The sequence below is a fragment of the Nitrospirota bacterium genome (genome assembly GCA_040754395.1).
Lineage (GTDB): Bacteria > Nitrospirota > Thermodesulfovibrionia > Thermodesulfovibrionales > SM23-35 > JBFMCL01.
Window position 1 is genome coordinate 13,810 of sequence record JBFMCL010000023.1, and the last position, 24,065, is coordinate 37,874.

At 48.9% G+C, this 24,065-nt stretch carries 24 protein-coding genes and 1 tRNA gene; 5 read left to right on the forward strand and 20 right to left on the reverse strand.

Annotated features, from left to right (window positions below):
- From nuoL to AB1552_11450, 9 genes are read right to left on the reverse strand one after another with little or no spacing between them, the layout of a single operon-like run.
- A complete protein-coding gene (gene nuoL / locus AB1552_11410; GenBank protein MEW6054375.1) occupies nt 1-1,995 on the reverse strand; it encodes an NADH-quinone oxidoreductase subunit L in 1,995 nt (664 codons plus the stop codon).
- 10 nt (nt 1,996-2,005) lie between these two features.
- Nucleotides 2,006-2,308, reverse strand: coding sequence for an NADH-quinone oxidoreductase subunit NuoK (nuoK, locus tag AB1552_11415; GenBank protein ID MEW6054376.1), 303 nt, complete (start codon nt 2,306-2,308; stop codon nt 2,006-2,008).
- Nucleotides 2,309-2,821 (reverse strand): NADH-quinone oxidoreductase subunit J, encoded by a 513-nt coding sequence (locus tag AB1552_11420; protein ID MEW6054377.1) that lies wholly within the window; start codon nt 2,819-2,821, stop codon nt 2,309-2,311.
- Nucleotides 2,818-3,348 carry an NADH-quinone oxidoreductase subunit NuoI gene (gene nuoI / locus AB1552_11425; protein ID MEW6054378.1) on the reverse strand — a complete coding sequence of 177 codons (531 nt, stop codon included), beginning with the start codon at nt 3,346-3,348 and terminating at the stop codon, nt 2,818-2,820. Before nuoI ends, AB1552_11420 begins: the two co-directional genes overlap by 4 nt.
- 18 nt (nt 3,349-3,366) lie before the next feature.
- Complete coding sequence (nuoH, locus tag AB1552_11430; GenBank protein MEW6054379.1) at nt 3,367-4,413, reverse strand: NADH-quinone oxidoreductase subunit NuoH; 1,047 nt, start codon at nt 4,411-4,413, stop codon at nt 3,367-3,369.
- A 2-nt stretch (nt 4,414-4,415) separates the two neighbouring features.
- Nucleotides 4,416-5,882, reverse strand: a complete 1,467-nt coding sequence (locus AB1552_11435) for an NADH-quinone oxidoreductase subunit D (GenBank protein MEW6054380.1) — start codon at nt 5,880-5,882, stop codon at nt 4,416-4,418.
- Nucleotide 5,883: 1 nt separating this feature from the next.
- A complete protein-coding gene (locus AB1552_11440) occupies nt 5,884-6,483 on the reverse strand; it encodes an NADH-quinone oxidoreductase subunit C (GenBank protein MEW6054381.1) in 600 nt (199 codons plus the stop codon).
- Nucleotides 6,456-6,977: an NADH-quinone oxidoreductase subunit B family protein gene (locus tag AB1552_11445; protein ID MEW6054382.1), complete on the reverse strand. Its 522-nt coding sequence runs from the start codon at nt 6,975-6,977 to the stop codon at nt 6,456-6,458. The genes AB1552_11440 and AB1552_11445 overlap by 28 nt, the downstream gene beginning before the upstream one ends.
- Before the next feature lie 26 nt (nt 6,978-7,003).
- A complete protein-coding gene (locus AB1552_11450) occupies nt 7,004-7,345 on the reverse strand; it encodes an NADH-quinone oxidoreductase subunit A (GenBank protein ID MEW6054383.1) in 342 nt (113 codons plus the stop codon).
- 138 nt (nt 7,346-7,483) lie between these two features.
- Here AB1552_11450 and AB1552_11455 point away from each other — a divergent pair, with 138 nt between their 5' ends.
- Nucleotides 7,484-8,323, forward strand: coding sequence for a sulfide/dihydroorotate dehydrogenase-like FAD/NAD-binding protein (locus AB1552_11455; protein ID MEW6054384.1), 840 nt, complete (start codon nt 7,484-7,486; stop codon nt 8,321-8,323).
- A gap of 1 nt (nt 8,324) precedes the next feature.
- Entirely contained in the window at nt 8,325-9,767 is a 1,443-nt protein-coding gene (gltA, locus tag AB1552_11460) for an NADPH-dependent glutamate synthase (protein MEW6054385.1), read from the forward strand.
- A gap of 209 nt (nt 9,768-9,976) precedes the next feature.
- On the opposite strand, the gene AB1552_11465 is transcribed toward gltA, so the two are convergent.
- Nucleotides 9,977-10,117, reverse strand: coding sequence for a hypothetical protein (locus AB1552_11465; GenBank protein ID MEW6054386.1), 141 nt, complete (start codon nt 10,115-10,117; stop codon nt 9,977-9,979).
- Between the two features lie 505 nt (nt 10,118-10,622).
- Nucleotides 10,623-11,408 (reverse strand): HD domain-containing protein, encoded by a 786-nt coding sequence (locus tag AB1552_11470; GenBank protein MEW6054387.1) that lies wholly within the window; start codon nt 11,406-11,408, stop codon nt 10,623-10,625.
- Between the two features lie 209 nt (nt 11,409-11,617).
- Between AB1552_11470 and tadA the strand changes: the two genes are divergently transcribed.
- From tadA to AB1552_11485, 3 genes are all read left to right on the forward strand, one after another.
- Nucleotides 11,618-12,076 carry a tRNA adenosine(34) deaminase TadA gene (gene tadA / locus AB1552_11475; GenBank protein ID MEW6054388.1) on the forward strand — a complete coding sequence of 153 codons (459 nt, stop codon included), beginning with the start codon at nt 11,618-11,620 and terminating at the stop codon, nt 12,074-12,076.
- Between the two features lie 90 nt (nt 12,077-12,166).
- Nucleotides 12,167-12,256, forward strand: a tRNA-Ser gene (locus AB1552_11480).
- A 114-nt stretch (nt 12,257-12,370) separates the two neighbouring features.
- On the forward strand, nt 12,371-15,655 hold the full coding sequence (locus AB1552_11485; GenBank protein MEW6054389.1) for a PAS domain S-box protein: 3,285 nt from the start codon (nt 12,371-12,373) through the stop codon (nt 15,653-15,655).
- 202 nt (nt 15,656-15,857) lie between these two features.
- On the opposite strand, the gene AB1552_11490 is transcribed toward AB1552_11485, so the two are convergent.
- The 9 genes from AB1552_11490 to AB1552_11530 form a co-directional block, all read right to left on the reverse strand.
- Nucleotides 15,858-16,145 carry an HU family DNA-binding protein gene (locus AB1552_11490; protein MEW6054390.1) on the reverse strand — a complete coding sequence of 96 codons (288 nt, stop codon included), beginning with the start codon at nt 16,143-16,145 and terminating at the stop codon, nt 15,858-15,860.
- Complete coding sequence (locus AB1552_11495) at nt 16,130-16,687, reverse strand: DsrE/DsrF/DrsH-like family protein (GenBank protein ID MEW6054391.1); 558 nt, start codon at nt 16,685-16,687, stop codon at nt 16,130-16,132. Before AB1552_11495 ends, AB1552_11490 begins: the two co-directional genes overlap by 16 nt.
- A 168-nt stretch (nt 16,688-16,855) precedes the next feature.
- Nucleotides 16,856-18,256, reverse strand: a complete 1,401-nt coding sequence (locus AB1552_11500; GenBank protein ID MEW6054392.1) for an ATP-binding protein — start codon at nt 18,254-18,256, stop codon at nt 16,856-16,858.
- A complete protein-coding gene (locus AB1552_11505; protein ID MEW6054393.1) occupies nt 18,253-18,927 on the reverse strand; it encodes a response regulator transcription factor in 675 nt (224 codons plus the stop codon). The genes AB1552_11500 and AB1552_11505 overlap by 4 nt, the downstream gene beginning before the upstream one ends.
- Before the next feature lie 461 nt (nt 18,928-19,388).
- Complete coding sequence (locus tag AB1552_11510; GenBank protein MEW6054394.1) at nt 19,389-19,715, reverse strand: DUF5666 domain-containing protein; 327 nt, start codon at nt 19,713-19,715, stop codon at nt 19,389-19,391.
- 63 nt (nt 19,716-19,778) lie between these two features.
- Nucleotides 19,779-20,066 carry an alanine-zipper protein gene (locus AB1552_11515; protein ID MEW6054395.1) on the reverse strand — a complete coding sequence of 96 codons (288 nt, stop codon included), beginning with the start codon at nt 20,064-20,066 and terminating at the stop codon, nt 19,779-19,781.
- A 510-nt stretch (nt 20,067-20,576) separates the two neighbouring features.
- Nucleotides 20,577-21,464, reverse strand: a complete 888-nt coding sequence (locus AB1552_11520) for a YdjY domain-containing protein (GenBank protein ID MEW6054396.1) — start codon at nt 21,462-21,464, stop codon at nt 20,577-20,579.
- Between the two features lie 48 nt (nt 21,465-21,512).
- Nucleotides 21,513-22,187 carry a hypothetical protein gene (locus AB1552_11525; GenBank protein ID MEW6054397.1) on the reverse strand — a complete coding sequence of 225 codons (675 nt, stop codon included), beginning with the start codon at nt 22,185-22,187 and terminating at the stop codon, nt 21,513-21,515.
- A gap of 15 nt (nt 22,188-22,202) precedes the next feature.
- Nucleotides 22,203-24,053: a VTT domain-containing protein gene (locus tag AB1552_11530; protein MEW6054398.1), complete on the reverse strand. Its 1,851-nt coding sequence runs from the start codon at nt 24,051-24,053 to the stop codon at nt 22,203-22,205.
- Nucleotides 24,054-24,065 lie beyond the last annotated feature (12 nt).

The window sequence follows — 24,065 nt, forward strand, 5'->3', positions numbered from 1 at the left end:
TTACCGCAACAATAATGCCAGCGCAACGATAAAGAATGCGCCGGCTGCCATGATAATTCCGTAATGCTGCGCCAGCCCTGTCTGAACCTTGCGCAATTTCTGGCTGAATCTCCCGATTGCTCCCGGGACCCCGTTCACCACACCTTCGATCATTCTTGCATCGGTGATGGCGACGAGAACCTGTTTTGCAATCCATACCGTAGGTTTTACTATGGTATGGTTATACAGTTCATCAATGAAATACTTGTTATACAGCAGCCGGTACACTCCGGCAAATTGTGTTGAGATCTTTTCGGGCAGATCGCTTTTCCTGAGGTACATGAAAGCTGCAAGCACAAGGCCGATCAGCGCTAAGGTCGTTGAAAGACCCATGACCCCCCACTCTTCGGCATGAGTGCCGTGCAATTCGGGATGTCCGACGACCGGCTCAAGGAAATGGGTAAAGTGTGCACCGCCGCCGAGTATCGGGGGGATACCGAACCAGCCTGCTGCAACAGCACCTACAGCAAGCAGCATCAGCGGAATAGTCATGACCTTGGGCGATTCATGGATATGATGTTCACCATGATGCCCTCCGTGGGAATCATGCGCTCCGTGGGAACTGTGTCCCCCGTGGGAAGCTCCATGGCCAGCACTGTGATGCGCCCCGCGAAACTTTCCATGGAAAGTCAGGAAGATAAGCCTGAACGTATAGAATGGAGTGAAAAATGCTCCGGCAAGTGCCAGTATCCATACAAATTTTCCGACTGCGGAGCCGGAGGCGTATGCTGACCAGATAATCTCATCCTTGCTGAAAAATCCCGACAGTCCCGGGAACCCTCCTGCGCTCAGACCTGCGATCACAAAGACCGCATAGGTGATCGGCATATACTTCTTCAGTCCCCCCATCTCCTGGATATCATTGGTATGGACCGCATGAATAACGCTTCCGGCCGCGAGAAAGAGCAGGGCTTTGAAGAATGCATGCGTATAAAGATGGAAAATACCTGCCGCATAGGCGCCGACGCCGCATGCAAGGAACATGTATCCCAGATGACTGCAGGTAGAATAGGCTATGATCCTCTTAATATCGTTTTGCACAATGGCAATGGTTGCAGCAAAAAACATTGTAAGTGCACCGATTACCGCGACTGTATTCATTGCCACTTCAGACAGGTTGAATATGGGGCTGCACCGCGCAACCAGAAAAACACCGGCTGTCACCATGGTAGCAGCATGGATCAGCGCACTGACCGGGGTAGGACCTTCCATGGCGTCAGGAAGCCAGACATGGAGAGGAATCTGGGCAGATTTTCCGACCGCGCCGCAGAAGAGCAGGAGTGCGATAAGGGTCGGGAGATCAACGTTCCATCCCAGAAAATTCACTGTCTGACCGGCTATCCCCGCGGTATTCGCAAAGACAGGGGCATAATGCAGCGTTCCGAACGTCAGGAATACCATAAAAACCCCGATACCGAACCCGAAGTCACCGAACCTGTTTACGATGAATGCCTTTTTACCGGCATCAGCAGCTGATTTCTTGTTGAAGTAATATCCGATCAGGAAATATGAACAGAGGCCGACGCCCTCCCATCCGAAATAGAGCTGGAGGAAATTATTTCCCATGACCAGCATGAGCATGCAGAAAGTAAAGAGGCTGAGGTAGGCGAAGAACCGGTAATAGCCAGCGTCTCCGTGCATATACCCGATCGCATATATATGGATGAGTGACGCGCAGGTAGTGACCACAACCAGCATAACCGCGGTCAGGGGATCGATAAGAAACCCGACCGAGACCTTAAAGGTGCCTGAGACAATCCATGTATAAAGATCTTCATCAATGACCTTGCCCGCCATAACCTCCGGCAGAACCGATGTGATGGTAATAAAGAAAGAGCCGACGATTGCGAGGACAGACGGCCAGTGAGCCTTGTCCTTCAGGGCTTCCTTGCCGAGCAGGATATTGATGATAAACGCTAGGAGCGGCAGAAATGGTATCAAAACATAATATTTCATTGTATACTCCTCATCCCTGCATCTCTTTTATTTCATCCACATGCGCAGTAGCCTTGTTCCTGAATAACGCGATGATTATCGCAAGTCCGATAGCTGCCTCGGCAGCCGCGACTGCAATCACAAAAAAGGCAAGTATCTGTCCCCTGAGATCCTGCAGGTAATGGCTGAGCGCGATCAGATTGATATTGACCGCATTCAGCATCAGCTCAATTGACATAAACATAATAATGATATTCCTCCGTGCAAGGAAACCGAAGACTCCAATTGCAAAGACTATCATGCTGAGAACCATATACCAGCTTAACGGGACCATTTAGGGTTTGAGCCTCCTTTTTGCCAAGACTATCGCACCGACAATCGCGATCAGCAGGATCAGAGATGTCACCTCAAACGGGAAAAGAAATTCCGTGTACAGAAGTTTCCCCAGCGCCTTGGTGTGGGTCTCCTTTTTTATCATCTCTATGGAATAAATGCCGGGAGGTGCAGCAATGAAAGACCTGACCGACATCACCATCACCACCAGCAGACCGACCGCAAATGCAAAACTTGTGGGGGCAGCACCGATATATTTACTAATCCTGATTTCTTCCCTGATGTTCATCAGCAGCACAACAAAAAGGAACAATACGAGTATGCCGCCGGCATAGACTATAACCTGGATCGCTGCCATGAATTCAGCATTCAGAAACAGGTATATACTTGCGATATGGAAGAAGAGCAGGAGCATCCAGAGAACGCTGTGCACCGGATTCTTCCTCGTTACCACAAGAAGCGACAGCACCACTATCGCAAACGCATAATATGCGAAGAATGCCTGTTGGATCATTGCTTTTTCCCTTTAAAGACCGCCTGTCCGGGAGGTGTTTCAAAATCCGCAGACATGGGACACCAGAATCTCTTGAAATACTCATCCCCTTTATTCCCGGGCATATGCTTGTCCCAGGTGGACAGCAGTTTTTCCTTGGTCATATACAGTCTTTCCTTGTAGTATTCAGAATACTCATAATTTTCTGTCAGCACGACCGCGCCATAGGGACATGCCTCAACACAAAATCCGCAGAAGATACATCTCAGGATATCGATCTCGTACTTCTCGACCTGTCCCTTTGCCCTTGTGATATGAATGCACTGTGACGGGCATATCGCGGCGCAAAGCCCGCACCCGACACATTTGGCCTGCCCCTCCTTGTTTTTTGCCAGTGCATGCTGGCCCCTGAACCCCGGAGCGATCGGCCTTCTTTCCTTCGGATACTGTATGGTAACCGCCTTTGAAAACAGTCTCCTCAGGGTCAGGGACATTCCCTGCAATATTTCAATAAAGGTAAACCGTTTTACGATCTCCCTGACAGTCACTCTATGCTCCCTCAGTTATCATAGTAAGATTTTCACCAGACCCGTTACCAGGATGTTTGCCAGCGCCACCGGGATGAGTATCTTCCAGCCGACCGCCATTAGCTGGTCGTATCTGTACCTTGGCAGGGTCGCCCTGATCCAGTAATAGAAAAACATAAATGCATACACTTTCATGAGAAACCATACGATACCGGGAACCATGGTTATGAAAGGCACATATTTTGTGATATACCACGGCAACGTCCATCCCCCGAGGAAACAGATGGTTGCCAGTGAAGCCATGAGGAGCATTGCGATATATTCACCGAGAAAGAAGAGTGCGAATCTGAACCCGCTGTATTCGGTGAAATATCCGGCAACAAGTTCGCTTTCCGCTTCTGGCATGTCAAAAGGTGTCCTGTTCGTTTCAGCCACCGCTGCAATGGTAAAGACAACAAAACCGACTATCTGCGGTATTGCGAAGATCCCGAAGACCGATTCTTCCTGGGCACGGACAATCTCTGTGAGGTTCAGAGAACCCGCCATGATCATGACTCCCACAAGACTCAGTCCGAGCGCAATCTCATAGCTGATGACCTGGGCAGCCGACCTGAGACCGCCCATAAACGCATACTTCGAATTGGATGCCCAGCCTGATACGAATACTCCGTATACTCCGATTCCTGCCATCGCGAAGATAAACAGGAGCCCCACATTGATATCCGCGATGACGAAACCGTAGGAGAACGGAATGACAGACAGGTTCACCATCGATGAGGCCATAAAGATTATCGGAGCAATATAAAAGACGGGCTTGTCCGCCTTATCGGGGATGATATCTTCCTTGAAGAAAAGTTTCAGACCGTCTGCGAACGGCTGCAAAAGTCCGTGCGGCCCTACCCTCATGGGGCCGAGCCTCACCTGCATATGTCCAATAACCTTCCGCTCAAAATATGTCGCATAGGCGACATGCAGTAATCCGATGCCGAGCACCACGGCGATCTTAATAATGATAATAAACACGTTGATCCCGAATTTGATAAATCCGTCGAGCTGCTGGGGCGTTATGATATTTGAGATATCCATGACTATCTGTCACATTCTCCGAGCACGATGTCGATCGTCCCGATCACTGAGATGACGTCGGCGACCAGATGCCCTACACAGAGCCTTGGCAGGCAGCCGGCATGAATGTATGATGGAGCCCTCAGCCTCATCCTGTAAGGCTTCCCGGATCCGTCGCTCACGAAATAGAACCCGAGTTCGCCTTTCGGCACCTCAGTCGCAACATATATTTCTCCCTCGGGAACTTTCGGTCCCTTTTTGATGAATTCAAACTGCTTTACCAGATGCTGGTGCGCTGTCTTGATGTCTTCCGGCAACTGATCGGGCGCCACAGCAAGTTCCGCCAGCTTTTCATCGCTCAGCCCCTTTCCTCCCGGCACCACAGTAAGCGCCTTGAATTTACAGGTGGCCAGACAGGTTGAGCAGGCTACGCAGAGTTCCTGATTGATTTTATGCGGCACTTTTTTCTGGCCGGTTATGGCCTTTGCAGGACATGCCCTGAGGCACATTCCGCAGGCCTTGCAGGCCTTTTCAAGAATAAAATATGTCAGATCCTTTGTCGGATGGGTAATCGCCATCATTTTGTCTTTTGGCTGAAGGGTATATTTGGGCTCATCCGCCATCACAGGCCCTGTCGGAAGTTTTTCGATGCACTGCCTGATGATGTTGTTTGATTGCCTCATCTCAAGCATCCTGCAGCGGTACCGGTCATAGGTATCGCCTTCGGTTCCGATCGGCACATCAAATTCGACCTGGTCATATGCATCATACGGCATATGCTTTCTTATGTCATAAGAAACCCCGGAGCCCCTTAAGGTAGGGCCTGTCATGCCCCAGCTTACCGCTTCTTCCGCTGATATCACCCCGATGCCTTTTGTCCTCTGGAGCCAGATCCTGTTCTGATCGATCAGTGTCTCATATTCAAGAATCCTCGAGGGAAACTCATCGGTAAATTTCCACAGGCTTTCGAGAAATTCCTGGGGAACATCATTTCTCACGCCGCCTATCCTCGGATAGGTTACCGTAAGTCTTGCGCCGCATATCATTTCATACAGGTCGAGAATCCATTCCCTTTCACGGAAACAATAGAGAAATACGGTCATTGCACCGATATCGAGTGCGTGCGTCGCAAGCCATAGAAGGTGGTTTGCGATCCTTGACATCTCGCCGACGATCGTTCTGATGAATTTTGCCCTTACAGGGACTTCGATTCCGAACAGTTTTTCCGCTGCAATGCAATAGCCGATATTATTCGACATCGCAGACACATAATCCATCCTGTCGGTCAGCGGCAGGGCCTGGAAGTAACTCAGACTTTCCCCGAGTTTTTCAATGCCGCGATGAAGATATCCCACATATGGAGTTACCTTCACAATGGTCTCTCCATCCATATCAAGCACGAGCCTCAGGACACCATGTGTGGCAGGGTGCTGCGGCCCCATGTTGACATTGAGTTCCCGGGTTTCGAATATCTTCTCTAACTGTTCCATATTATCCTTCCCACTCAAACTCGCGTAACTCTTTGGACCTCTTGAGAACCTGGATAAATTCCGGCCAGTCATTCTCAAGGGCTGGTCCCTGGAGAGGATAGTCTTTTCTTAACGGATATCCTTCCCAGTCTTCCGGCATAAGGATTCTCCTCAGATCCGGATGACCGGAAAATTCAATTCCGAACATATCGAAACATTCCCTTTCGTGCCAGTCTGCACCGGCCCAGATGGGAACTACAGAAGCTATTTTGGTATCATTTTCAGGGACCTGCGCCCTGATCCGTATATGATGACGGTATCTGATTGAATAAAGGTTATAAACGACCTCGAACCGTATTTCCTTCTTTTTCTGGTAATCAACCGCAGTGAGGTCCTGAAGATGGTCCAGGCTCAGGAGGGGATCATCGTGGAGATATCTGAGAATCTGGAAAATCTGATCCCGTTTCACGATAACCGAGACCTGATCCCTGAATTCGGCGATATCGATCACCTGTTCGGGGAATTTCTCCTTTATTTTTTCCGCGATCGCCTGCGGGGCAAGACCTGCAGGATATACAGATACTCTGACTTCTGTTACCGCCATGGGCTCCACCTCGCGCATTCCTTGCGAATCTTCTCCTGGAGCATCATCATGCCCTCAAGCAGTGTCTCGGGCCTCGGGGGGCAGCCGGGCACAAATACGTCAACAGGGAGGAAGGTGTCGCATCCCTGAACAGTGCTGTAAGTCCTGAACACCCCGCCTGTACACGCGCAGCTTCCCATGGCAACCACATATCTCGGCTCAGGAATCTGATCATATACCCTTCTGACCACTGGGGCCATCTTCTTGGTGACTGTCCCTGCAACGATCATGCAGTCCGCCTGTCTGGGAGACCCTCTGAAAATAATTCCGAACCTGTCAAAATCATAATGGGCTGCACCGACAGCCATCATTTCGATTGCGCAGCATGCAAGGCCGAACGTCGTGGGCCATATGGAGGATAACCTTCCCCAGTTTACGATCTTGTCCAGTGAGGTGATAATGACATTCGGGGGCAGTATTTTTGTTCCTTTTTCAACTTCTACAAGTCCGACTGTTGATGTATCGATCAACATCTCACTACCCCCTTGTGGTTATTGTGTTAATCCCACTGAAATGCCTCTTTTTTCCAGGCATAGATGTAACCAATCAGAAGTATGACGATAAAGAGCACCATTTCTATAAAGGCAAAGATTCCGATATTATCAAATACGATAGCCCACGGATAGATAAAAATCGCTTCGACATCGAACACGACGAAGAGCATGGCGATGATGTAGAATCGTACCGCAAACCGTGTACGCGGTTCACCGGTCGGGGTGATGCCGGATTCATACGGCATGAGTTTTTCAAAATAGGGTTTTTTCAGCCTGAAGATGAGCCCGATTAGCAGGGCGCCAAAGCCAAAGGCCGTAGCGATGATGATAAAGATGAGAACCGGCAAATATTCTGATGGTAAATAGGTTCCAGGCATAAGCGGTTATGTTATACTGAAAAGCAATTGCTCTTGTCAAGAAAAAAATTGCTGGCTTTGCGCATGTGGAAAAAAACTCATTTAATATGAAGAGAGGAAGGATTTCTGATGTTTAAAATCTTGAGAAAAGAGGCAGTCTCGGAACTGGTCACGCTGTTTGAAATTAAGGCAAAAGATATCGCGAAGAAAGCAAAGGCGGGCAACTTCTTCACTCTCAGGATACATGAACACGGAGAAAGGATTCCGCTGACAATAGCGGATTATGACAGGGACAGAGGTACGATCACCACAGTTTTCCAGAAGGTCGGAAAGACCACCTATCAGCTTGCGTCCCTGCGGGAAGGCGACTATATTACTGATGTGATCGGTCCGCTCGGGATGCCTTCCCATATAGAAAAATTCGGGAAGGTCGTCTGTGTCGGCGGCGGAGTAGGAATCGCTCCCATATATCCGATTGCGAGGGCGCTAAAGGAGGCGGGGAATACCGTGATTTCGATAATCGGCGCAAGGTCGAAAAATCTGATCTTCTGGGAAGAAAAGATGCGCGGTGTCTCTGACGAGCTTCTCATCACCACTGATGACGGCTCATATGGAAGGAAGGCTGTCGTTACGGTTCCCCTGGATGAGCTCCTGAAGGAGCACAAGGACGACATCCCGCTGGTCTACGCAATCGGCCCGGCCATAATGATGAAGTTCGTCTGCGTGACAACCGAAAAACACGGGGTAAAAACAATCGTCAGCCTGAATTCCATCATGGTCGATGCAACAGGGATGTGCGGCGCCTGCAGAGTCGAAGTCGGCGGAGAGACAAAATTCGCCTGTGTCGACGGACCCGAATTCGACGGGCACAAGGTAGATTTCAATCTCCTCATGTCAAGGCAGAGAATGTACGCCGAGGAAGAGAAGACCGCGCTGGAAAAGTATAGAGAAACGATGGGAGTTCAATAGCATGGAAAACAACAGAGAAGAAACACAGCCTTCCAGCAGAATACCCTTGAAAGAGCAGGCCCCGCTTACACGGGCAAGGAATTTCATGGAAGTCCCCTATGGATACACCCCTGAGGAGGCGGTCCAGGAAGCGTCACGGTGCCTGTCCTGCCTGAAACCCACCTGCAGGAGCGGCTGTCCGGTAGCAGTCGACATTCCCTCATTCATCAAACTGATTAAAGAGGGAAGGTTTATCGAAGCGGCATGGAAAATAAAGGAAGAGAACGCCCTTCCTGCTGTCTGCGGAAGGGTATGCCCGCAGGAGATTCAATGCGAATCCCTGTGCATCCTCGGGAAGAAGGGAGAGCCTGTCGCGATAGGAAATCTCGAACGATTCGTGGCCGACTATGAGCGCGAAAAGGGAGATGTGCAGGTTCCCGAAAAACCGACCCTGACCGGGCGGAAGATCGCGATAATCGGCTCAGGACCTGGCGGGCTGACCTGCGCAGCCGACCTCATTAAGGCAGGGCATCAGGTCACCCTGTTTGAAGCACTGCACAAGCCGGGGGGGGTTTTGATTTACGGCATACCGGAATTCAGGCTTCCGAAGGCGATTGTCGAAAAAGAAGTTGACTATATCAGAAATCTCGGGGTCAGTGTAGTGGTGAATGCGGTCATCGGCAACCTTTTCACCGTCGATGAACTGCTTACTGAACACGGCTACGATGCATGCTTTATCGCTACCGGTGCCGGTCTGCCGGTTTTCATGGGGATACCGGGTGAAAACCTCAACGGCGTCTATTCCGCGAATGAATTCCTGACAAGGGCAAATCTCATGAAGGCATATCTTTTTCCGGAATATGACACCCCGATAAAAAGGGGGCGGAATGTCGCGGTTTTCGGAGGCGGCAACGTCGCAATGGATTCCGCACGGGTTGCGCTCAGGCTCGGTGCAGAAAAAGTATATCTCATCTACCGGCGCTCCGAGGCAGAGATGCCCGCAAGGAAGGCGGAAATCCATCATGCACATGAAGAAGGAGTGGAATTTCTCATGCTCACCAACCCTGTCCGGTTTGTCGATGACGGCAAGGGAAATGTCTGTGCGGTTGAATGCATGAAGATGGAACTGGGAGACCCCGATGCCTCGGGCAGAAGAAAGCCCGTTCCGGTCAAAAACAGTGAATTCCGGATCGAAATCGATGTGGCAATTCCCGCGATCGGGACACGATCTAATCCCCTTCTGACAAAGACGATGCCTGATCTGTCATTGAACAAGAGAGGCTATATTGTCGCTGATGAAGAGACCGGAATGACTTCGAAGCCGGGCGTATTTGCCGGCGGAGACATCGTCACAGGTTCTGCAACGGTAATCCTCGCAATGGGGTCGGGAAGAAAAGCGGCATCAGCAATCAATGAATACCTCAGGTGGAAGTACTGGGACACGGGCAGATTCATCAGCCGGTAAACACCGTTTTTTACTGCCCGGGCCTTTCTCTGAATGATTCCGGGCGAGAATGATTGCCCTCCATAATGCGCGTTCTTTTTTCCTGCGGGACAGTTGCAGACATATGAACGGCTGGACGACATGAGCTTTGTAAAAGAGGCGGATACCCTCCTGATCTATTGAAGCGGCTGGCAATATAAAAGTATTTACACACCATGAAAACAGAGGCGTTATGTCTTCCTCTTTTTCTTTTTTCTGACTGAAAGCGCCAGTAACGCAGCAGCACCAAGACCGATTGCCCCCCGGGCGATCAGACCTGATACCATACACGCCTTCTCGAAAATCCGCTTTCCCTTCACCATGAATTCCATGTTTCCATGATATCATCAACCGAAGAATAAAGAAAACGTGTCTGATTTTCCTGAGCAGCATACATGCTCAGCAACGATTCGCGCTGATGACCTTGTATCAAAAATTTTTTATGCTATACTTAATGGAAGTTGTATCAAAAACCTTTTAAAGGAGGGACTATGGCAACAGTCAAGAAAGCAGCATGCGCCGCAAAAACCACAAAAGGAACAAAATGCAAGAAGACCGCAGTCGGAAAATCAAAGTTCTGCGCGACTCACAAGAAAAAATAGAGAGCTGAATATTTCCCTGTCTCCGGTATTTTCTCCGGGGACAGGATTTCTTTTCTCTGCCCATACCTCTGTTCACGGCCGGTGCTCATAGCATCTTCCATACAGCATAGCCCTTTTTCCGGCACACTCAATACGATCAATAGATGCGCGCACATCATGTCTGCAATGATTCATCTCCTGTGAGCGAAAATATTCTGTCCTCGGTATATTCAGAAAAATTTATGAATACTATGGATCAGACACTGAGTTTTTGGTCTACAAAATCCTTCAGAAACAAGAAGACATTTTGTATCTCCTCTGTGCGGGGAAGGTTCGAGATCATCCTGTTGAGGTAATCCCGTTCGGAGAGCAGCCGGAAGGATGGCAGGAAGTTAAGATCGAATATCCACGAAAGCTGCAGGAGCTTGAAATCGTTCAGGGTCTGTATCTTTGCAAGTGATATTATCTCCCTTTTATATATTTGGGACAGCACACCCGGTGTATACTCGGGGATATCGGGCAATCCGAGGGCAACTGCGGAAGCCCTCTGGTCTTCAGGGCTTTCATAGTACTCAAGGAAGACGCGCCATATATCGAGCTTGTCCGCATCCCTCACCAGCCTGATGAAAAAGATCACGTCATCTTTTTCTTTTTTCGGAACGGAAAATGCATTGTGAAATTTCACTGACCGGATGATCAGTTCCTGTTCCTCGTCAGGGAGTTTCTGGAGGACATGTGTCTCTTCGAGAGTCTGCGCCCCGAGAAGCCCGTGGTTGACCGAAATACTGTCCCTGAACGTCCTGTACTTCCTGTACTGGGGAAATCTGCCGATGTCATGAAAAAGAGCGGCTGTTTCTGCCAGGAGTGCATTGTTTTTACTGAGTGACAGGCCCCCTGCGAGTATAGTCATGTTGCTGCATACGTTGAAGGTGTGTTTTTCCTTAAGACGGATATTCCTCTGGTCCTCTATATCCCCTGAATGGAAGGACCTGCAGTACTCACCAAACCATTTCTGAAAAAATATCAGATCATCCTTTTTCATGACAGGTCAGTATACATTTTAAACAAACTGCAGAGATGTTATAAAACATTTTCTCAAGCAGGCATCACCAGGGCACGAAAAATAACAGTGTGTTGCATATACCAGGGAACCCTTTTCTTTATGTCCTGCGGTCTGCCGGACAGGCCGTGCATCATGGATAACTTCCGTAATCATGAATTTTTCCCCTCCTTCCGATACAATAGACCCACATGTCTTTGCAGGAAAACGATACCTATTTCATGAGACTCGCCCTGGAGGAAGCTGAAACAGCGTTTCAGGAAGGGGAGGTTCCTGTCGGAGCGGTCCTTGTGAAAAACGGCAACATCGTTATCAAGACACACAACCGCAGAGAAACTGCACATGATCCCGCAGGGCATGCGGAAATTCTCGCACTCAGGTTCGGGGCGCACAAAACAGCAAGCTGGAGGCTGACAGACGCAACGCTGTATGTTACTAAGGAACCCTGCATCATGTGTGCAGGTGCGATGGTCAATGCGAGGCTCGGAAGGCTTGTGTACGGATGCAGGGATGAAAAGGGCGGTGCCGTTCACAGCCTCTATCAACTGCTGTCTGACACAAGACTGAACCATCAGGTGGAAATACTGTCAGGCGTTCTCGAGGATGAATGCGCCTCGCTGCTGAAAAGATTTTTCAGGGAACGCAGATAATCCCCCGCTCACTCTGTATTCCTTATTTATTACATTTTGATTTAAACTAACAGCTGACAGCTGTTCATTTTCGATGTATGAATCATGTCCGGAGGGGTGCCAGAGCGGTTGAATGGGACGGTCTCGAAAATCGTTGTGGGGGCAACTCCACCGAGGGTTCGAATCCCTCCCCCTCCGCCATCTTCACAGTGAATTACCCCGCGTTTGTGATATAGTGAAATTAATCCGGTTCTGCATTTCACGGAAGTTCCCTCCGGAATATACCGGAAATTTTATCGATGGTGACATGCTGGTATGGTCAGGAAAAAAATTTCCCGTCGTGCAACATCTCTCCGCAGAACCGGGAACAGTCCACGAAAAGCTGATGCGACCAGTAAAAAACCCTCCGCAACAAGGAAAAAAAGCCCTCCCGCTTCGTCGGAATCAAGGCTCTCCCTGAAAAAAGAACGCGATTTCATCTCTGCTGTCCTCTCGACCGCAGGAGCGCTTGTCATTGTCCTTGATCCGCAGGGGAGAATTGTCAGCTTTAATAAGGCATGTGAAAAGCTGACAGGATACTCGTTCGATGAGGTAAAAGGCAGGCCGTTCTGGGATTTTCTCCTGATCCCCGAAGAGATGAGCCCGGTGAGGGCCGTCTTTAAGAAACTGGCATCCGGTCATTTTCCCAATACGTTCGAAAATCACTGGATATGCAGAGACGGCTCCCGTCGTCTGATTTCCTGGTCGAACACGGCATTGCTTGACAGCAGGAATACCGTTGACTATGTGATAGGCACAGGGATTGACGTCACCGAACAGAGGCTTGCGGAGGAGGCGCTCAGAAAAGCGCATGAGGTGCTGGAGATGAGAGTCAGCCAAAGGACGGAAGAACTCCGCAGGCTGAACAGGGAACTCCAGGTGCAGCTGACGGAACGGTCAAAAACGGAGAGCGCCCTGGTCGAACATGCAAAGATGCTGGATTCATTTTTCAAGGACACCATTACTCCTCTGGCGCTGCTCGACAGAAATTTCAATTTCGTCCGCGTAAACGAGGCATACGCCAGGTCGTGTGAGAAAAACACAATGGACTTTGCCGGACATAACCATTTTGAGTTCTTCCCTCATGAGGAAAATGAGAAGATTTTCAGGCAGGTGGTCGAGACCAAACGACCATATCAGACACTTGCGAAGCCTTTTTCTTTTCCTGACCATCCGGAGTGGGGAGTCACCTATTGGGACTGGACGCTTACGCCACTGCCGGACGATACAGGCGAAGCAGAGTATCTCGTATTCTCCCTGCAGGATGTGACGCAGAGAACGCGGGCTGAAAAACGCCTGCATGCCACCAACAGGATTCTGCAATTATTCACCGTCAGATCGTCAAGAAAGGAGTATCTCGATTCTGTCGTGCGACTTCTGCAGGAATGGACAGACTGCTGCTGTATCGGCATCAGGCTTATGGACAAAGAGGGAAATATCCCCTATGAAGCATATACCGGGTTTGCCGGGGAATTCTGGGAATCCGAAAACTGTCTTTCTACAAAAGAGCACCAATGCGCGTGTATCCGTGTAGTTCTTCAAAGGCCGGACCCGCAGGATTTCCCTGCAATGACACATTTCGGTTCCTTTGTCACCAACAATTCTGTCAAATTTATGCAAGGCCTGTCGAAAAAAGAGCGGGCGAGATTCAGGGGGAAGTGCATACAGAACGGATTCCTGTCCACCGCCATCATACCGGTGCGTTACGAAGACCAGGTGATCGGAACCATCCAGCTCGCTGACAAAAAAGAGGGAATGATACCACCGGACAGGATCGAATTTGCTGAATCAATAGCGCCCCTGATCGGGGAGGCAATCCACCGCTTCTCTGCAGATGAAGAACTGACACGTTACCGCACCCATCTTGAGGAACTGGTAAAGGAACGCACGGAGCTTCTCGATATCGCAAACAGGGGATTAAGGGAAGAAATTATCGTACGCAGGCAGGCGGAAAGACTTCTGCACGACGCCCTTGAAGAATCAGAGCGAAGCAGGAAAGAGATCGCGGCCCTGCTGGAGGCTGCCCATGCGGTCATGAAATATCAGGATTTTCGGGATGCAGCCAGCGCCATATTCGATTCCTGCAAAAAACTGCTCGGGGCCGGTTCCGGATATATCGCGCTTCTCAGCAAGGATGGTACCGAGAACGATGTCCTGTTTCTGGATGCGGGATCAACGCCATGTACTGTTTCCCCTGACCTGCCTATGCCGGTCAGGGGATTACGTGCTGAAGCATACCGCAGAGCCACCGTTGTCTATGAAAATGCCTTTGCAGGAAGCAGGTGGGAGCAGTTCATGCCTGCCGGACATGTCAGGCTTGAAAATGTTCTGTTCGCGCCATTGACGTATGAAAACAGCGTAGTCGGCCTCCTCGGCCTTGCCAATAAGCCCGGCGGGTTTACCGACAATGATGCCCGCGTGGTATCGGGCTTCAGCGAACTGGCCTCGATTGCCCTCATCAATAAGAGAGCAGAGGAAACGATCAGACGCAGCGAAGAGTATTTCCGGCTGCTCATCGAAAACGCGATGGACGTAGTGACCATCGTCGAGGCCGATGGAACCATCCGGTACCAGAGTCCATCGATTGAACATGTGCTCGGGTACAGCCGTCGGGATCTTGTCGGCAGAAACGCATTTGAGTTCGTCCACCCGGATGATCTGCAGGATGCCAGAAATTCTTTCAGTCACCTGGTCCATAGACCAGGGGCAAATTTCTTCATCCAGATGCGGTACCTGCATAAAGACAGGTCATGGCGCATTCTTGAAGCTTCGGGAAAGAACCTCCTCGACAATCCCGTAGTTGCGGGAATTGTGGTCACTTCCCGGGATATCACCGAACGTAACCGGGCTGAACAGGAACTGATCGAGCTCACGAATGAGCTGAGGCGTTCGAATGCCGATCTCCAGCAGTTTGCCTATGCAGCTTCACACGATCTTCAGGAGCCTCTGCATGTGGTTGCAGGCTTTGTAAAACTTCTTGAAAAGCGCTATAAAGACCGCCTTGACGAAAAAGCACGCGAGTTCATCGATTATTCTTTGGAAGGTGTGGAGAGGATGCAGATGCTGATCAGGGACCTGCTTGCCTATTCGCAGGTCGGGGAAAAAGGAAAAAGATTCACACGTACCAGCGCCTCCGAAGCGCTTGAGACAGCTATCCACAACCTCCATTCAGCTCTCGGGGAGAGCAATGCAAAGGTGACCTATGACCTGCTTCCGACTGTCATGGCCGACGCCTCACAACTGAGCAGACTGTTCCAGAACCTCATCGGCAACGCCCTCAAATTCAGGAGCAGGGAAAGGCCGGAAATCCATATCTCAGCAGAAAGAAAGCCGAATGAATGGGTATTTTCCGTGCGTGACAACGGGATCGGGATAGCACCGAAAAACCTTGACCGCATATTCATCGTTTTCCAGCGCCTGCACAGCAGGGAGGAATATGAAGGCACCGGCATCGGACTTGCCATCTGCAAAAGGATCGTCGAGCGCCATGGTGGCCGAATATGGGCAGAGTCAGAGCCGGGAAACGGTTCGGTTTTCTTCTTCTCCATCCCGGCACACTGAGCCGGGGCCGGGATCAACTGGTTGATATACTTCCCTCAAAGGCGGCGCGAGGCTGCTCCGCATATCCTCCAGCCTCCTCCTTTACCGCATAACCGCAGTCTCCGGTCTCCGGTAAACTGCGTTATCCCGACCCCTCTCACACATAAAAGGCATCTCTCATAGAACGCCTTTAATGAAAAGACTTGCTGTATTGATAACAGATCTATTTCTTGCCGAGGATGGCGTCTTTTGCAGCCTTCGCGACCCTGAATTTCACTACCTTCTTGGCGGGAATCTTGATAGCCTCGCCAGTCTGGGGGTTTCTTCCCTTACGGGCCTTGCGCTGGACAAGCACTACTTTCCCGATGCCGGGAAGAGTGAAAGAATTCTTGGCCTCCTTGTATGCAAGCTTCGCGATCTCATCAAGAATCATGACCGCCTGCACCTTCTTGATATCGGCCTTTTTCGCAATGTGGTCTGCAATCTGGGACTTTGTCATGGGCTTTGCCATAATATACCTTCCTCCTTCAAGTGAAATTTCCCTATTATAAAGTATTGTCCCAAGAATTGCTGCACTGTGTATTTGCTGTGCCGGATTTCCGGGTACGATACCTTGATCTTGCAGTCCTTGGCATATCTCAGGAATGTTTCCGCGGGCTCTATCACAACTCCCCCAATGAAATCCTCCTGCTTCAGCCCCATCATGTCAACCGTCATCTTGCATGCCACAAACTCCACACCCTCCAGCTGGGCCATCTCCAGAAGATCAGGCAACGCAGGTATCTGGGCCTTCTCTATCTTCCCCTTCATCATCCAGGTAGCCAGTGCCGACATGCCGGGTATAGCTGCCATCAGCCCCGGGGGATAGAATTTGGCTTTCTCCGTCCATCCCTTCCGAATCACGTTGATCCCCATGAAGGTATAAAATACCTTGCACTGCATCCCCAAACGGCGCGCGTTAATACCGAGTATCAATCCCGGATATGCGCCGTCAAGTGTGTCGCGTGAAGTAATAAACGCCGAAGTCTCTATCTGTTTGTTCGAATTCTCCATAGTTATTCTCCCTTTCAGTGTATGGAAACACAAAATGTGCTTCCGTTAATGGCACCTCAGGTAAATCTGCGAGGAACTTCCCGGCTGAGCCGGACATCTTTTATGCGTACGATCCCCGGCAAGAAAGGCTGAAGGCTTACGTACGGCATTTTCTTCATGCCGCTGTAATCAGTGAAGGGGCAGACTTATTGTGAAACAACTTCCTTTATCAATCTCGCTGGTCACCCTGATTGTACCACCGTGTGCTTCTATAATCGCCCTTGCAATACTCAGTCCAAGTCCGGTAGACTCCGAACCCCTTGAAGTATCTATCTGGTAGAATCTGTCAAATATCTTCTCCAGTTCATCTTCCGCCATTCCTGGGCCCGTATCTTCCACCATTATCTTGATACCGTCGGTGTCTTTAAAAGTCGATATCCCCACTCTGCCACCTGCCACGTTATATCGTATTGCATTTTCGATAATATTCAGAAATGCTTCAGTCAGCGCGTTTTGATCACCAAGAACAGTTGTCTGTTCTGCAAATACCGCATCAATTGTTATGCGTCGTTTTTTTGCAAGAACTTCTGCCAACTTTATTGCATTGCTCAGGCAAACAGGTATGGAGACAGATTGGAAGCTGGAAGAGAGAATCACCCCTGAATCAAGTCGGGTCAACGAGAGCATGTCATCTATCAGTTTTTTCATGGAACCGGAAATATCCCTGACAGTATTTAAAGCATGCGTATATTCTTCTTTTTCTCTATCTTTTTCCAGGAGCACATCACACTGAGCCCTGATAACAGACAAAGGGGTCTTAAGCTCATGGGATACATCTGCAATCAGACGTTTTTTCATATCAAATGCCTTCTCAAGTCTGTTAAGCATGGCATTGAACGATTTTGCAAGTCCCTTTATTTCTTCAGCCTGCAGTTCGATCTCTATCCTGTCACTCATGGTTTTATGAGTGATTTTTTCAATTTTGGAAGAGAATTCCTTTAACGGGATTAAAGAACGTCTTGTTATCCATAGACTTACTGAAGCAACGACAAAGATACTCACCAGTATTGCACCCAGCAGAAAATTATTGAACCTATCAAGCAGCTTGATTCTGTCTTCAAGCGTTTGCGCTGCGAATATCGTTGCAGGCTTGCCGAATATCTCAAAATCGTGCTGTATTACCATCATCAACTCACCGGCAGGACCGGTTGCCGTGGAAACCCTTTCCTTCAGTTCCCCATTGGAGGATTCAAAGTCTCCGGAAGCAAGATCGTATTCGATTTCAACTAATGAAGGGGAGGTGGCAAGAACCTTTTTATTCACAAGAACTGTATAGTAATGTCCCGACCTTGGGATAGAATATTCGCCCAGAATGACCTCCGCACGTTCCAGCTTGATCTCACCATCCTTTTCAGTCATAAGCCCTTTCAGTATCTGTATTTTTGAGTGAAGCACAAGCTCAACAGAAAGGTAAATGTTTTTCCTGACCTCTTGATAGATCGAAATACCAAGTATGATAAGCAGACCGGTTATGAAGAAAAATATCCACAGAAATAACCTTCCTTTTATGGAGCTCGCGAGGGAATTCATGCGGGCCCCTTCAAAATATACCCTGCCCCCCTGACAGTGTGAATGAGCTTTTTACTGTAGTTCCTGTCAATCTTGTTTCTCAGGAAATTGATGTAAACATCTATTACATTGCTATCAAGGTCAAAATCTTCAGCATACACATGTTCAATAAGTTCGGTTCTGCTTATTATTCTTCCTTTGTTTATGGCGAGATATTCAAGTATGGAATACTCTTTCGCTGAGAGCTTTATCTCTTCATCCGTTCTCCTAACTGTTCTTGCGTTCGTGTCAATTGTCAGGTCATCTATTATGATAAGCGGGGAAGCTTTCCCTTTGGTCCTTCTTATTATTGCTTTCAATCTTGCCAGGAGTTCCGAAAAATCAAACGGCTTCACAATATAATCATCTGCTCCTATGTTCAGCCCCCTAACCCTGTCTTCAACGCTTCCCCTGGCGGTTAGCAAAAGAACCGGCACATCCACCTTGCTTTTTCGCAGATTGTCCAGGACTGTGAGCCCATCGACCTTGGGCAGCATAATATCGAGAATTATTGCGTCATATGTGAATGTTTCAGCCATGTACAAACCTTCTTCGCCGTCAAAAGAGCAATCTATGATAAAAGAATGTTCCTCAAGCCCCTTTTTCAAAATTTTTACCAGATTTTTTTCATCCTCAACAATAAGAATCTTCATATCCCGTTGTCTTCCTGGTGATGATTATTTGAACATTCATGATTTTCCTGCGGTACTGAAATATTATCAGTAATAGGGAAGAAGCTCAAGACAAACGGGGATTGCGTCTTGTGCCTTCAACGGCAACAGAATACTTCAAATGCTTTTTATCCTTATGTCACACATACGGATATTTATCAAACTTGCACATTCTGACCGGACCATACGGAACGGTAGTGGTAAATAATTAGAGATTTTTAAAAATGCTGAGGAGAATATTTGCGCAGATTCTTTTGCTGACAGTCAAATACCCTATCAGTAAATAAAGAGGCAAAAACCTCGCAGGAAGGAACGACTGAGAAACTCCTTCCTCAGTAGAATCAGAAAAATTCATGAATAATAAGGGCAAAGAAACGTTTTTTATTCCACGTTGTCCAGATGATTATGGGCCTGCCTGCGAAATGATACTTGTTCCCGTTTCCTTATTTTTCAATGCTTTCTCTTCTGACTTCAATCTCGTACGCAGTGAAGGTTTCGTCAAGGTAATTACCTTCCACTTCTATATATGCACCTGCTTCTGCTTTGCCATATTTTTCCTCAATCTTAGTCTGATCGGTTACGAGAATTTCCCTGCCATTGACAACCCATATCCCCTTCCAGCTTCTTCCCGGCATCTTCTCAATCACACCATAAAACTTGGCGGGATAGCTATCATGGCTTCTGGTCTCATCACTTTCACTCGCGACCGCGGTCACCGCGAATAATGCGAAGAGTATCCAAGATACCAAGATCTTTGAAATATTTTTCATGTTTTCCGGCAGATTGACTAATTCATGAGGTCTCAAAAAATCAGCCGCAGATTAAGGCAACACTTATTTTGCCTGATGTAATTCGAATGCCTTTCTGGCTCTTTCCGCAGCTGTTTCAGCCTTTTTGAAGGTAGCTTCAGCACGATCTGCAGCAGCTTCAGCACTATCACGGCAATCCTTTGCGGTTTTCATCGCCTCCTGGGACTGCTCTTTGGCTTCTGTAACCAATGATTCCAGTTGGCTAATCCTCTCCTCGAGGGGATCTATCTGCAGTTTTACATAGTCTTTTGTGGCACATCCAAAAGAAAACAGAATTATTGCAACAAATGCCAGCAGAAATATTTTTTTCATTTTGCCATTCTCCTCCCAAAAGAAAGATTGTTGTCCCCAAAAAACTTCACATTCACACGAATTCCACAGCGGAATTCAGAATACCTGCAAAACCAAAAACAGCTGGGGCAGGCACCGATCCTGCCCCGGCTCCAGCACCAGCACCAGAAAAACCAGCACTGTTATTCTGAACAGAGCAAAGCATTTGTCGCGGGAATTCCCTGCATAAAACCAACCCCGAGCCAGAAAAAGAAACCTTTCTTGCTTCGCTCAGGTTGCCATATTGCGAAGGCTTTGAAAACACGCTTACGCAACTTCCGTGCTACCTTGATACTGTAACAAATGAAAGATTAAAGGAAGATTAAAAAATTGCCGCAAAATTATTAATAATGAATGCGCACAAGCAAAGAACGCCTCGAATACCTCACGCGTTAGTCTGACACGGTTCGGCCTTCGTGGCGTATGAATTGCCCATACGCGACCGCCCACACATGGGGACGGTCACGCTGAGATTAGAAGACAGTGAACTGTTTATGCTTTGGTTGAGGACATCCTGTACGGGCCATAGATGGATTTCAGCGCTACCTCCACTTTTGAGCCCACATCCGGCATCCTGTCCCAGTTCACCTTGTAATAATTGACCGTTGTCTTCAGAGGCAGAACATTATCAGTGATAATCCCGCCGTTGCAGTCAGAAGGACAGACGATGCATCCGGACGGAAATGCGATGGCCTCGGCAGTGCCATGGTAAATGAAATGGGGAGTATACGGCTTGAATACTTCCCTCCCGTCGACAAAAATTTTCTCATCAATGAAGTCTTCGAGAGCTGCCTCAACGATAAGCGAGCCTTTCTTGAATCTGACGGTAACAATAATCGGATCGCCCTGGAGATAATCGTCACGCGTTGTTGTAGCTTTCAGTCCGGTACGCGCCTGGACTTCCTCCATCGGAATCTGCCTCCGTGATTTTACCCCGATTTCCCGCAATGCCTTATCGATGTCGGTCCGGGACACATCGGTGGTAAACACAAAGAATGGCTCCATCTTTCCGCCCTTGGTACCAAAAAATGCCTGGAATCTCCGGCCCCAGTCTGCTACAGCAGGTTTAGAACTGTCTTTCGTCACTGTCGCGGAAATACGCAGTTCCTTGTTCTCCTTATCGACAACCATGCGGTCCTGCTTTCCTTTTACTATCCTCGTATTTTTTGTTTTCTGTGTTGCCGCATATGCCTGTGTCCCGGCAACAGAGCTCAACCCGAGGACGCCAAGGCCTATGACTTTCAGAAATTCATATCTGCTCATGCCCTCTGCGCTCTTTTCGTTCGCCTGTTTTTCTGACTGTTTACCCAGAAGAACCGTGAAGGGATCAGCGCAGCAGGAACAATGAGAGTTCTGTTTTTCCTTTTTTGTGTTTTTCATGTCTTCCTCCTTATATGACCGCATTCGGCCGGAAATACAATGTTCCCGCTAAATGAAAATGTCCGGTAATGATATGAGCAAAAGAATGCGTACCGTGAACCCGGCTATCATGATGATGAGTACGGGCTTTACGCGTATCCGGAACAGGGCACTGAGAAATGCAGGGATGACGACAGGCATGAGAGGTACGGAAAACAGGATTCCCGCGATTCCGCAGGCAGCATATTTCTTTGAGACAGACAGGTCATGCACATCCTGTTTTTTCAGGAGCACCGGCAATATATCGCCGAGGAAGAAAACGCCGAGCCCGAAGGCAATCAGTCCTGTCAGGAGAAGACTTGCATAGTTCAACGCCGTACTCTGCGGCAACCCCGCAACAGAGGTTATTGCTGCGACAAGAACAGGGTCGGAGAAGACCACCCAGAAGTTCTGGACAATATGGGCGAATAGAAGCAAAGGCAGTATCTTCGGGATAGTCTCAAGGGATTTGAAGTAATCCACAAGCATTTCCGTGTTTGCGCTCCTGAGATTGTTTTTCATGAAATTCACATGAAACTCTGCTGAATAGTAGTATGAATCCAACAGGTAGAAATAGTGGCTGAAAACCTTCACCGAAACAAGGGCCAGCACCGCAAGGACAGCAAGCGCGACGATTTTTTTCAGCAGTATCCTCTTTCTTGAAATCTCATATTCGCCTGTCCGTCCAGTTTTATTGTAAGTCATCCGTATCTGCATTTGTTATAAAGGGTCTGTTGAGCCTTTCTTTATCTTGTACCGGTTATAGAAAAGGGGGATGAGGGAAACCAGTATAATCATTCCCAGCCCTATGACAAAAGCCGGGGATACTTTTCCGCTGAAAAGATCGAGCAGCGAGCTCGAAAAAACGATGAACGCGATGCACGCCGGCAGCATGCAGATAAAGGTAGTCACCGCATAATGGAGAAATTTGATTTTTGTCAGTCCAAACGCGTAATTCAGGAGATTAAAGGGGAAAAGCGGAATGAGACGCGTGAAGGCGACAATCTTCCATCCGTGCTTTTCAACCCCTTCGTCGAGTCTGCGCCAGCGGGGGCTTTTGAGTTTCCCGTCCACCCAGTCCCGCGCAATGTAGCGTGATATGAGGAACGCCAGACAAGCGCCGGCAGTCGCGCTCGTGATTGTATACACCACACCCCAGAACGGGCCGAACAGAATACCTCCGGCTATGGTGATCGGAAGCCCGGGAAGGAAAAGGGCAGGTGCAACCGTGTACGCAAGCATATATATTACGGGAGCAAGGGCTCCGTATCCCTGGATGAGTTCCCTGAGCGCATCCTGTTCCAGATAGTGCGTGGCGCCAGTGTAGCGGATTGCAAAAATGGCAGCTATGACAAGAAGAAGCACGATACTGCGTGCTATTGTACCGTTTTTTTTCCGTTCATCACCGGTTGCAAGAGTTCTCTCACGTGTTATTCCGCCGTGTGCCATAGTTTTAAAGTAGTTTTTCAACTTCACACGGTTGAGATAGGTAAAAGGAGCCTTTGCCACTTTTGCCTTTCCGGACATCGCTGCCCCAGGCTCAAATATGAGGTCTATGATATGGCTGGTCGGAGTCAGTGCATTCAGGAAATTTGCGCAGCCCGCACAATAGGAAACGAGCATGGTTCCGTTGGTCTCTTTTTTTCTGAGAATCCCCCAGTTTTTTGCCAGATCCTGCGAAAGGAATCCAACAGCTCCCCCCTCACCACAGCAGAGGGTTTTTGCTCCGCTGTGAGGCATTTCCTCCACCGACAGGCCTTTCCGCGAAACCAGGTCCCGTACCGTCGCATGGATTGACTCTTCGTATCTCACTGCGCATGAATCGTGGATTGCAACCGTGCCGGAAGCCCTGCCGGTTTCAGGCAGGCCATTCACTGCCATGAACTCGTATACCGTGCGCACCGAGAGTTCATCGCCGTATTGGTGAAAGACCTTGTAACAATTAGGGCAGGCAACAATGACATTGCGGACCCCGTGTGTTACGAGAAAATCCCTCATTTCGTCAAAGAAGGAATGAAAAAACCCGTCTCTTCCCAGATCATGGGATGGTTTGGTGCAGCAGTCAAGGACGATCCCGAGGGTTGGAACTGTTTTTTTCATATGCTCAAATATTTTTCTCACTTTATCCGGCCTTGTGCCCGGAAGCGTACATCCGGGGAAAAAAACAGTGTCACATCCCTTGGGAAGGGAATAGTACGTATATTTCCGAGAGGTTCCCCGTTTTTCGTATCCAAGGATGAGGCCGTGCTCAGGGTAATTGCCATTCCCCCTGCGTACTGTCTCGCGCCGCATATCAAGAAACATCAGGGCAGGATTGATCTTGACCGGACAGACAGCCGCGCAGAGCTGGCACAGGCTGCATTCAAAGGGCATTCCCTGATGCACTTTGTCCGCCGGATCATATGCATCGGCAATATCCTTCGGCTTGCCGTATTTCCTCAGAAAAGCGCACTCCTTTTCGCAGAGTTTACATTTGATGCACTTTTCCGAGATTGCCATGATCTGCTCTTTCAGACCCTGACTTACCTCAAGCGCCGATACATCTCTGACCTGAACTTCTCCGGTTACCATAATACTCATATC

What these genes read in the sequence shown, in the direction of transcription:
- AB1552_11495 (MEW6054391.1), bottom strand. Translation starts at nt 16,687, where the DNA reads ATGGAGAATTCGAACAAACAGATAGAGACTTCGGCGTTTATTACTTCA.
- nuoL (MEW6054375.1), bottom strand. Translation starts at nt 1,995, where the DNA reads ATGAAATATTATGTTTTGATACCATTTCTGCCGCTCCTAGCGTTTATC.
- AB1552_11465 (MEW6054386.1), bottom strand. Translation starts at nt 10,117, where the DNA reads ATGGAATTCATGGTGAAGGGAAAGCGGATTTTCGAGAAGGCGTGTATG.
- AB1552_11500 (MEW6054392.1), bottom strand. Translation starts at nt 18,256, where the DNA reads ATGAATTCCCTCGCGAGCTCCATAAAAGGAAGGTTATTTCTGTGGATA.
- AB1552_11455 (MEW6054384.1), top strand. Translation starts at nt 7,484, where the DNA reads ATGTTTAAAATCTTGAGAAAAGAGGCAGTCTCGGAACTGGTCACGCTG.
- AB1552_11530 (MEW6054398.1), bottom strand. Translation starts at nt 24,053, where the DNA reads ATGGTAACCGGAGAAGTTCAGGTCAGAGATGTATCGGCGCTTGAGGTA.
- gltA (MEW6054385.1), top strand. Translation starts at nt 8,325, where the DNA reads ATGGAAAACAACAGAGAAGAAACACAGCCTTCCAGCAGAATACCCTTG.
- AB1552_11435 (MEW6054380.1), bottom strand. Translation starts at nt 5,882, where the DNA reads ATGGAACAGTTAGAGAAGATATTCGAAACCCGGGAACTCAATGTCAAC.
- AB1552_11440 (MEW6054381.1), bottom strand. Translation starts at nt 6,483, where the DNA reads ATGCGCGAGGTGGAGCCCATGGCGGTAACAGAAGTCAGAGTATCTGTA.
- AB1552_11470 (MEW6054387.1), bottom strand. Translation starts at nt 11,408, where the DNA reads ATGAAAAAGGATGATCTGATATTTTTTCAGAAATGGTTTGGTGAGTAC.
- AB1552_11510 (MEW6054394.1), bottom strand. Translation starts at nt 19,715, where the DNA reads ATGAAAAATATTTCAAAGATCTTGGTATCTTGGATACTCTTCGCATTA.
- AB1552_11505 (MEW6054393.1), bottom strand. Translation starts at nt 18,927, where the DNA reads ATGAAGATTCTTATTGTTGAGGATGAAAAAAATCTGGTAAAAATTTTG.
- AB1552_11520 (MEW6054396.1), bottom strand. Translation starts at nt 21,464, where the DNA reads ATGAAAAACACAAAAAAGGAAAAACAGAACTCTCATTGTTCCTGCTGC.
- AB1552_11525 (MEW6054397.1), bottom strand. Translation starts at nt 22,187, where the DNA reads ATGACTTACAATAAAACTGGACGGACAGGCGAATATGAGATTTCAAGA.
- AB1552_11445 (MEW6054382.1), bottom strand. Translation starts at nt 6,977, where the DNA reads ATGTTGATCGATACATCAACAGTCGGACTTGTAGAAGTTGAAAAAGGA.
- AB1552_11515 (MEW6054395.1), bottom strand. Translation starts at nt 20,066, where the DNA reads ATGAAAAAAATATTTCTGCTGGCATTTGTTGCAATAATTCTGTTTTCT.
- nuoK (MEW6054376.1), bottom strand. Translation starts at nt 2,308, where the DNA reads ATGGTCCCGTTAAGCTGGTATATGGTTCTCAGCATGATAGTCTTTGCA.
- tadA (MEW6054388.1), top strand. Translation starts at nt 11,618, where the DNA reads ATGTCTTTGCAGGAAAACGATACCTATTTCATGAGACTCGCCCTGGAG.
- AB1552_11490 (MEW6054390.1), bottom strand. Translation starts at nt 16,145, where the DNA reads ATGGCAAAGCCCATGACAAAGTCCCAGATTGCAGACCACATTGCGAAA.
- AB1552_11485 (MEW6054389.1), top strand. Translation starts at nt 12,371, where the DNA reads ATGGTCAGGAAAAAAATTTCCCGTCGTGCAACATCTCTCCGCAGAACC.
- AB1552_11420 (MEW6054377.1), bottom strand. Translation starts at nt 2,821, where the DNA reads ATGATCCAACAGGCATTCTTCGCATATTATGCGTTTGCGATAGTGGTG.
- nuoH (MEW6054379.1), bottom strand. Translation starts at nt 4,413, where the DNA reads ATGGATATCTCAAATATCATAACGCCCCAGCAGCTCGACGGATTTATC.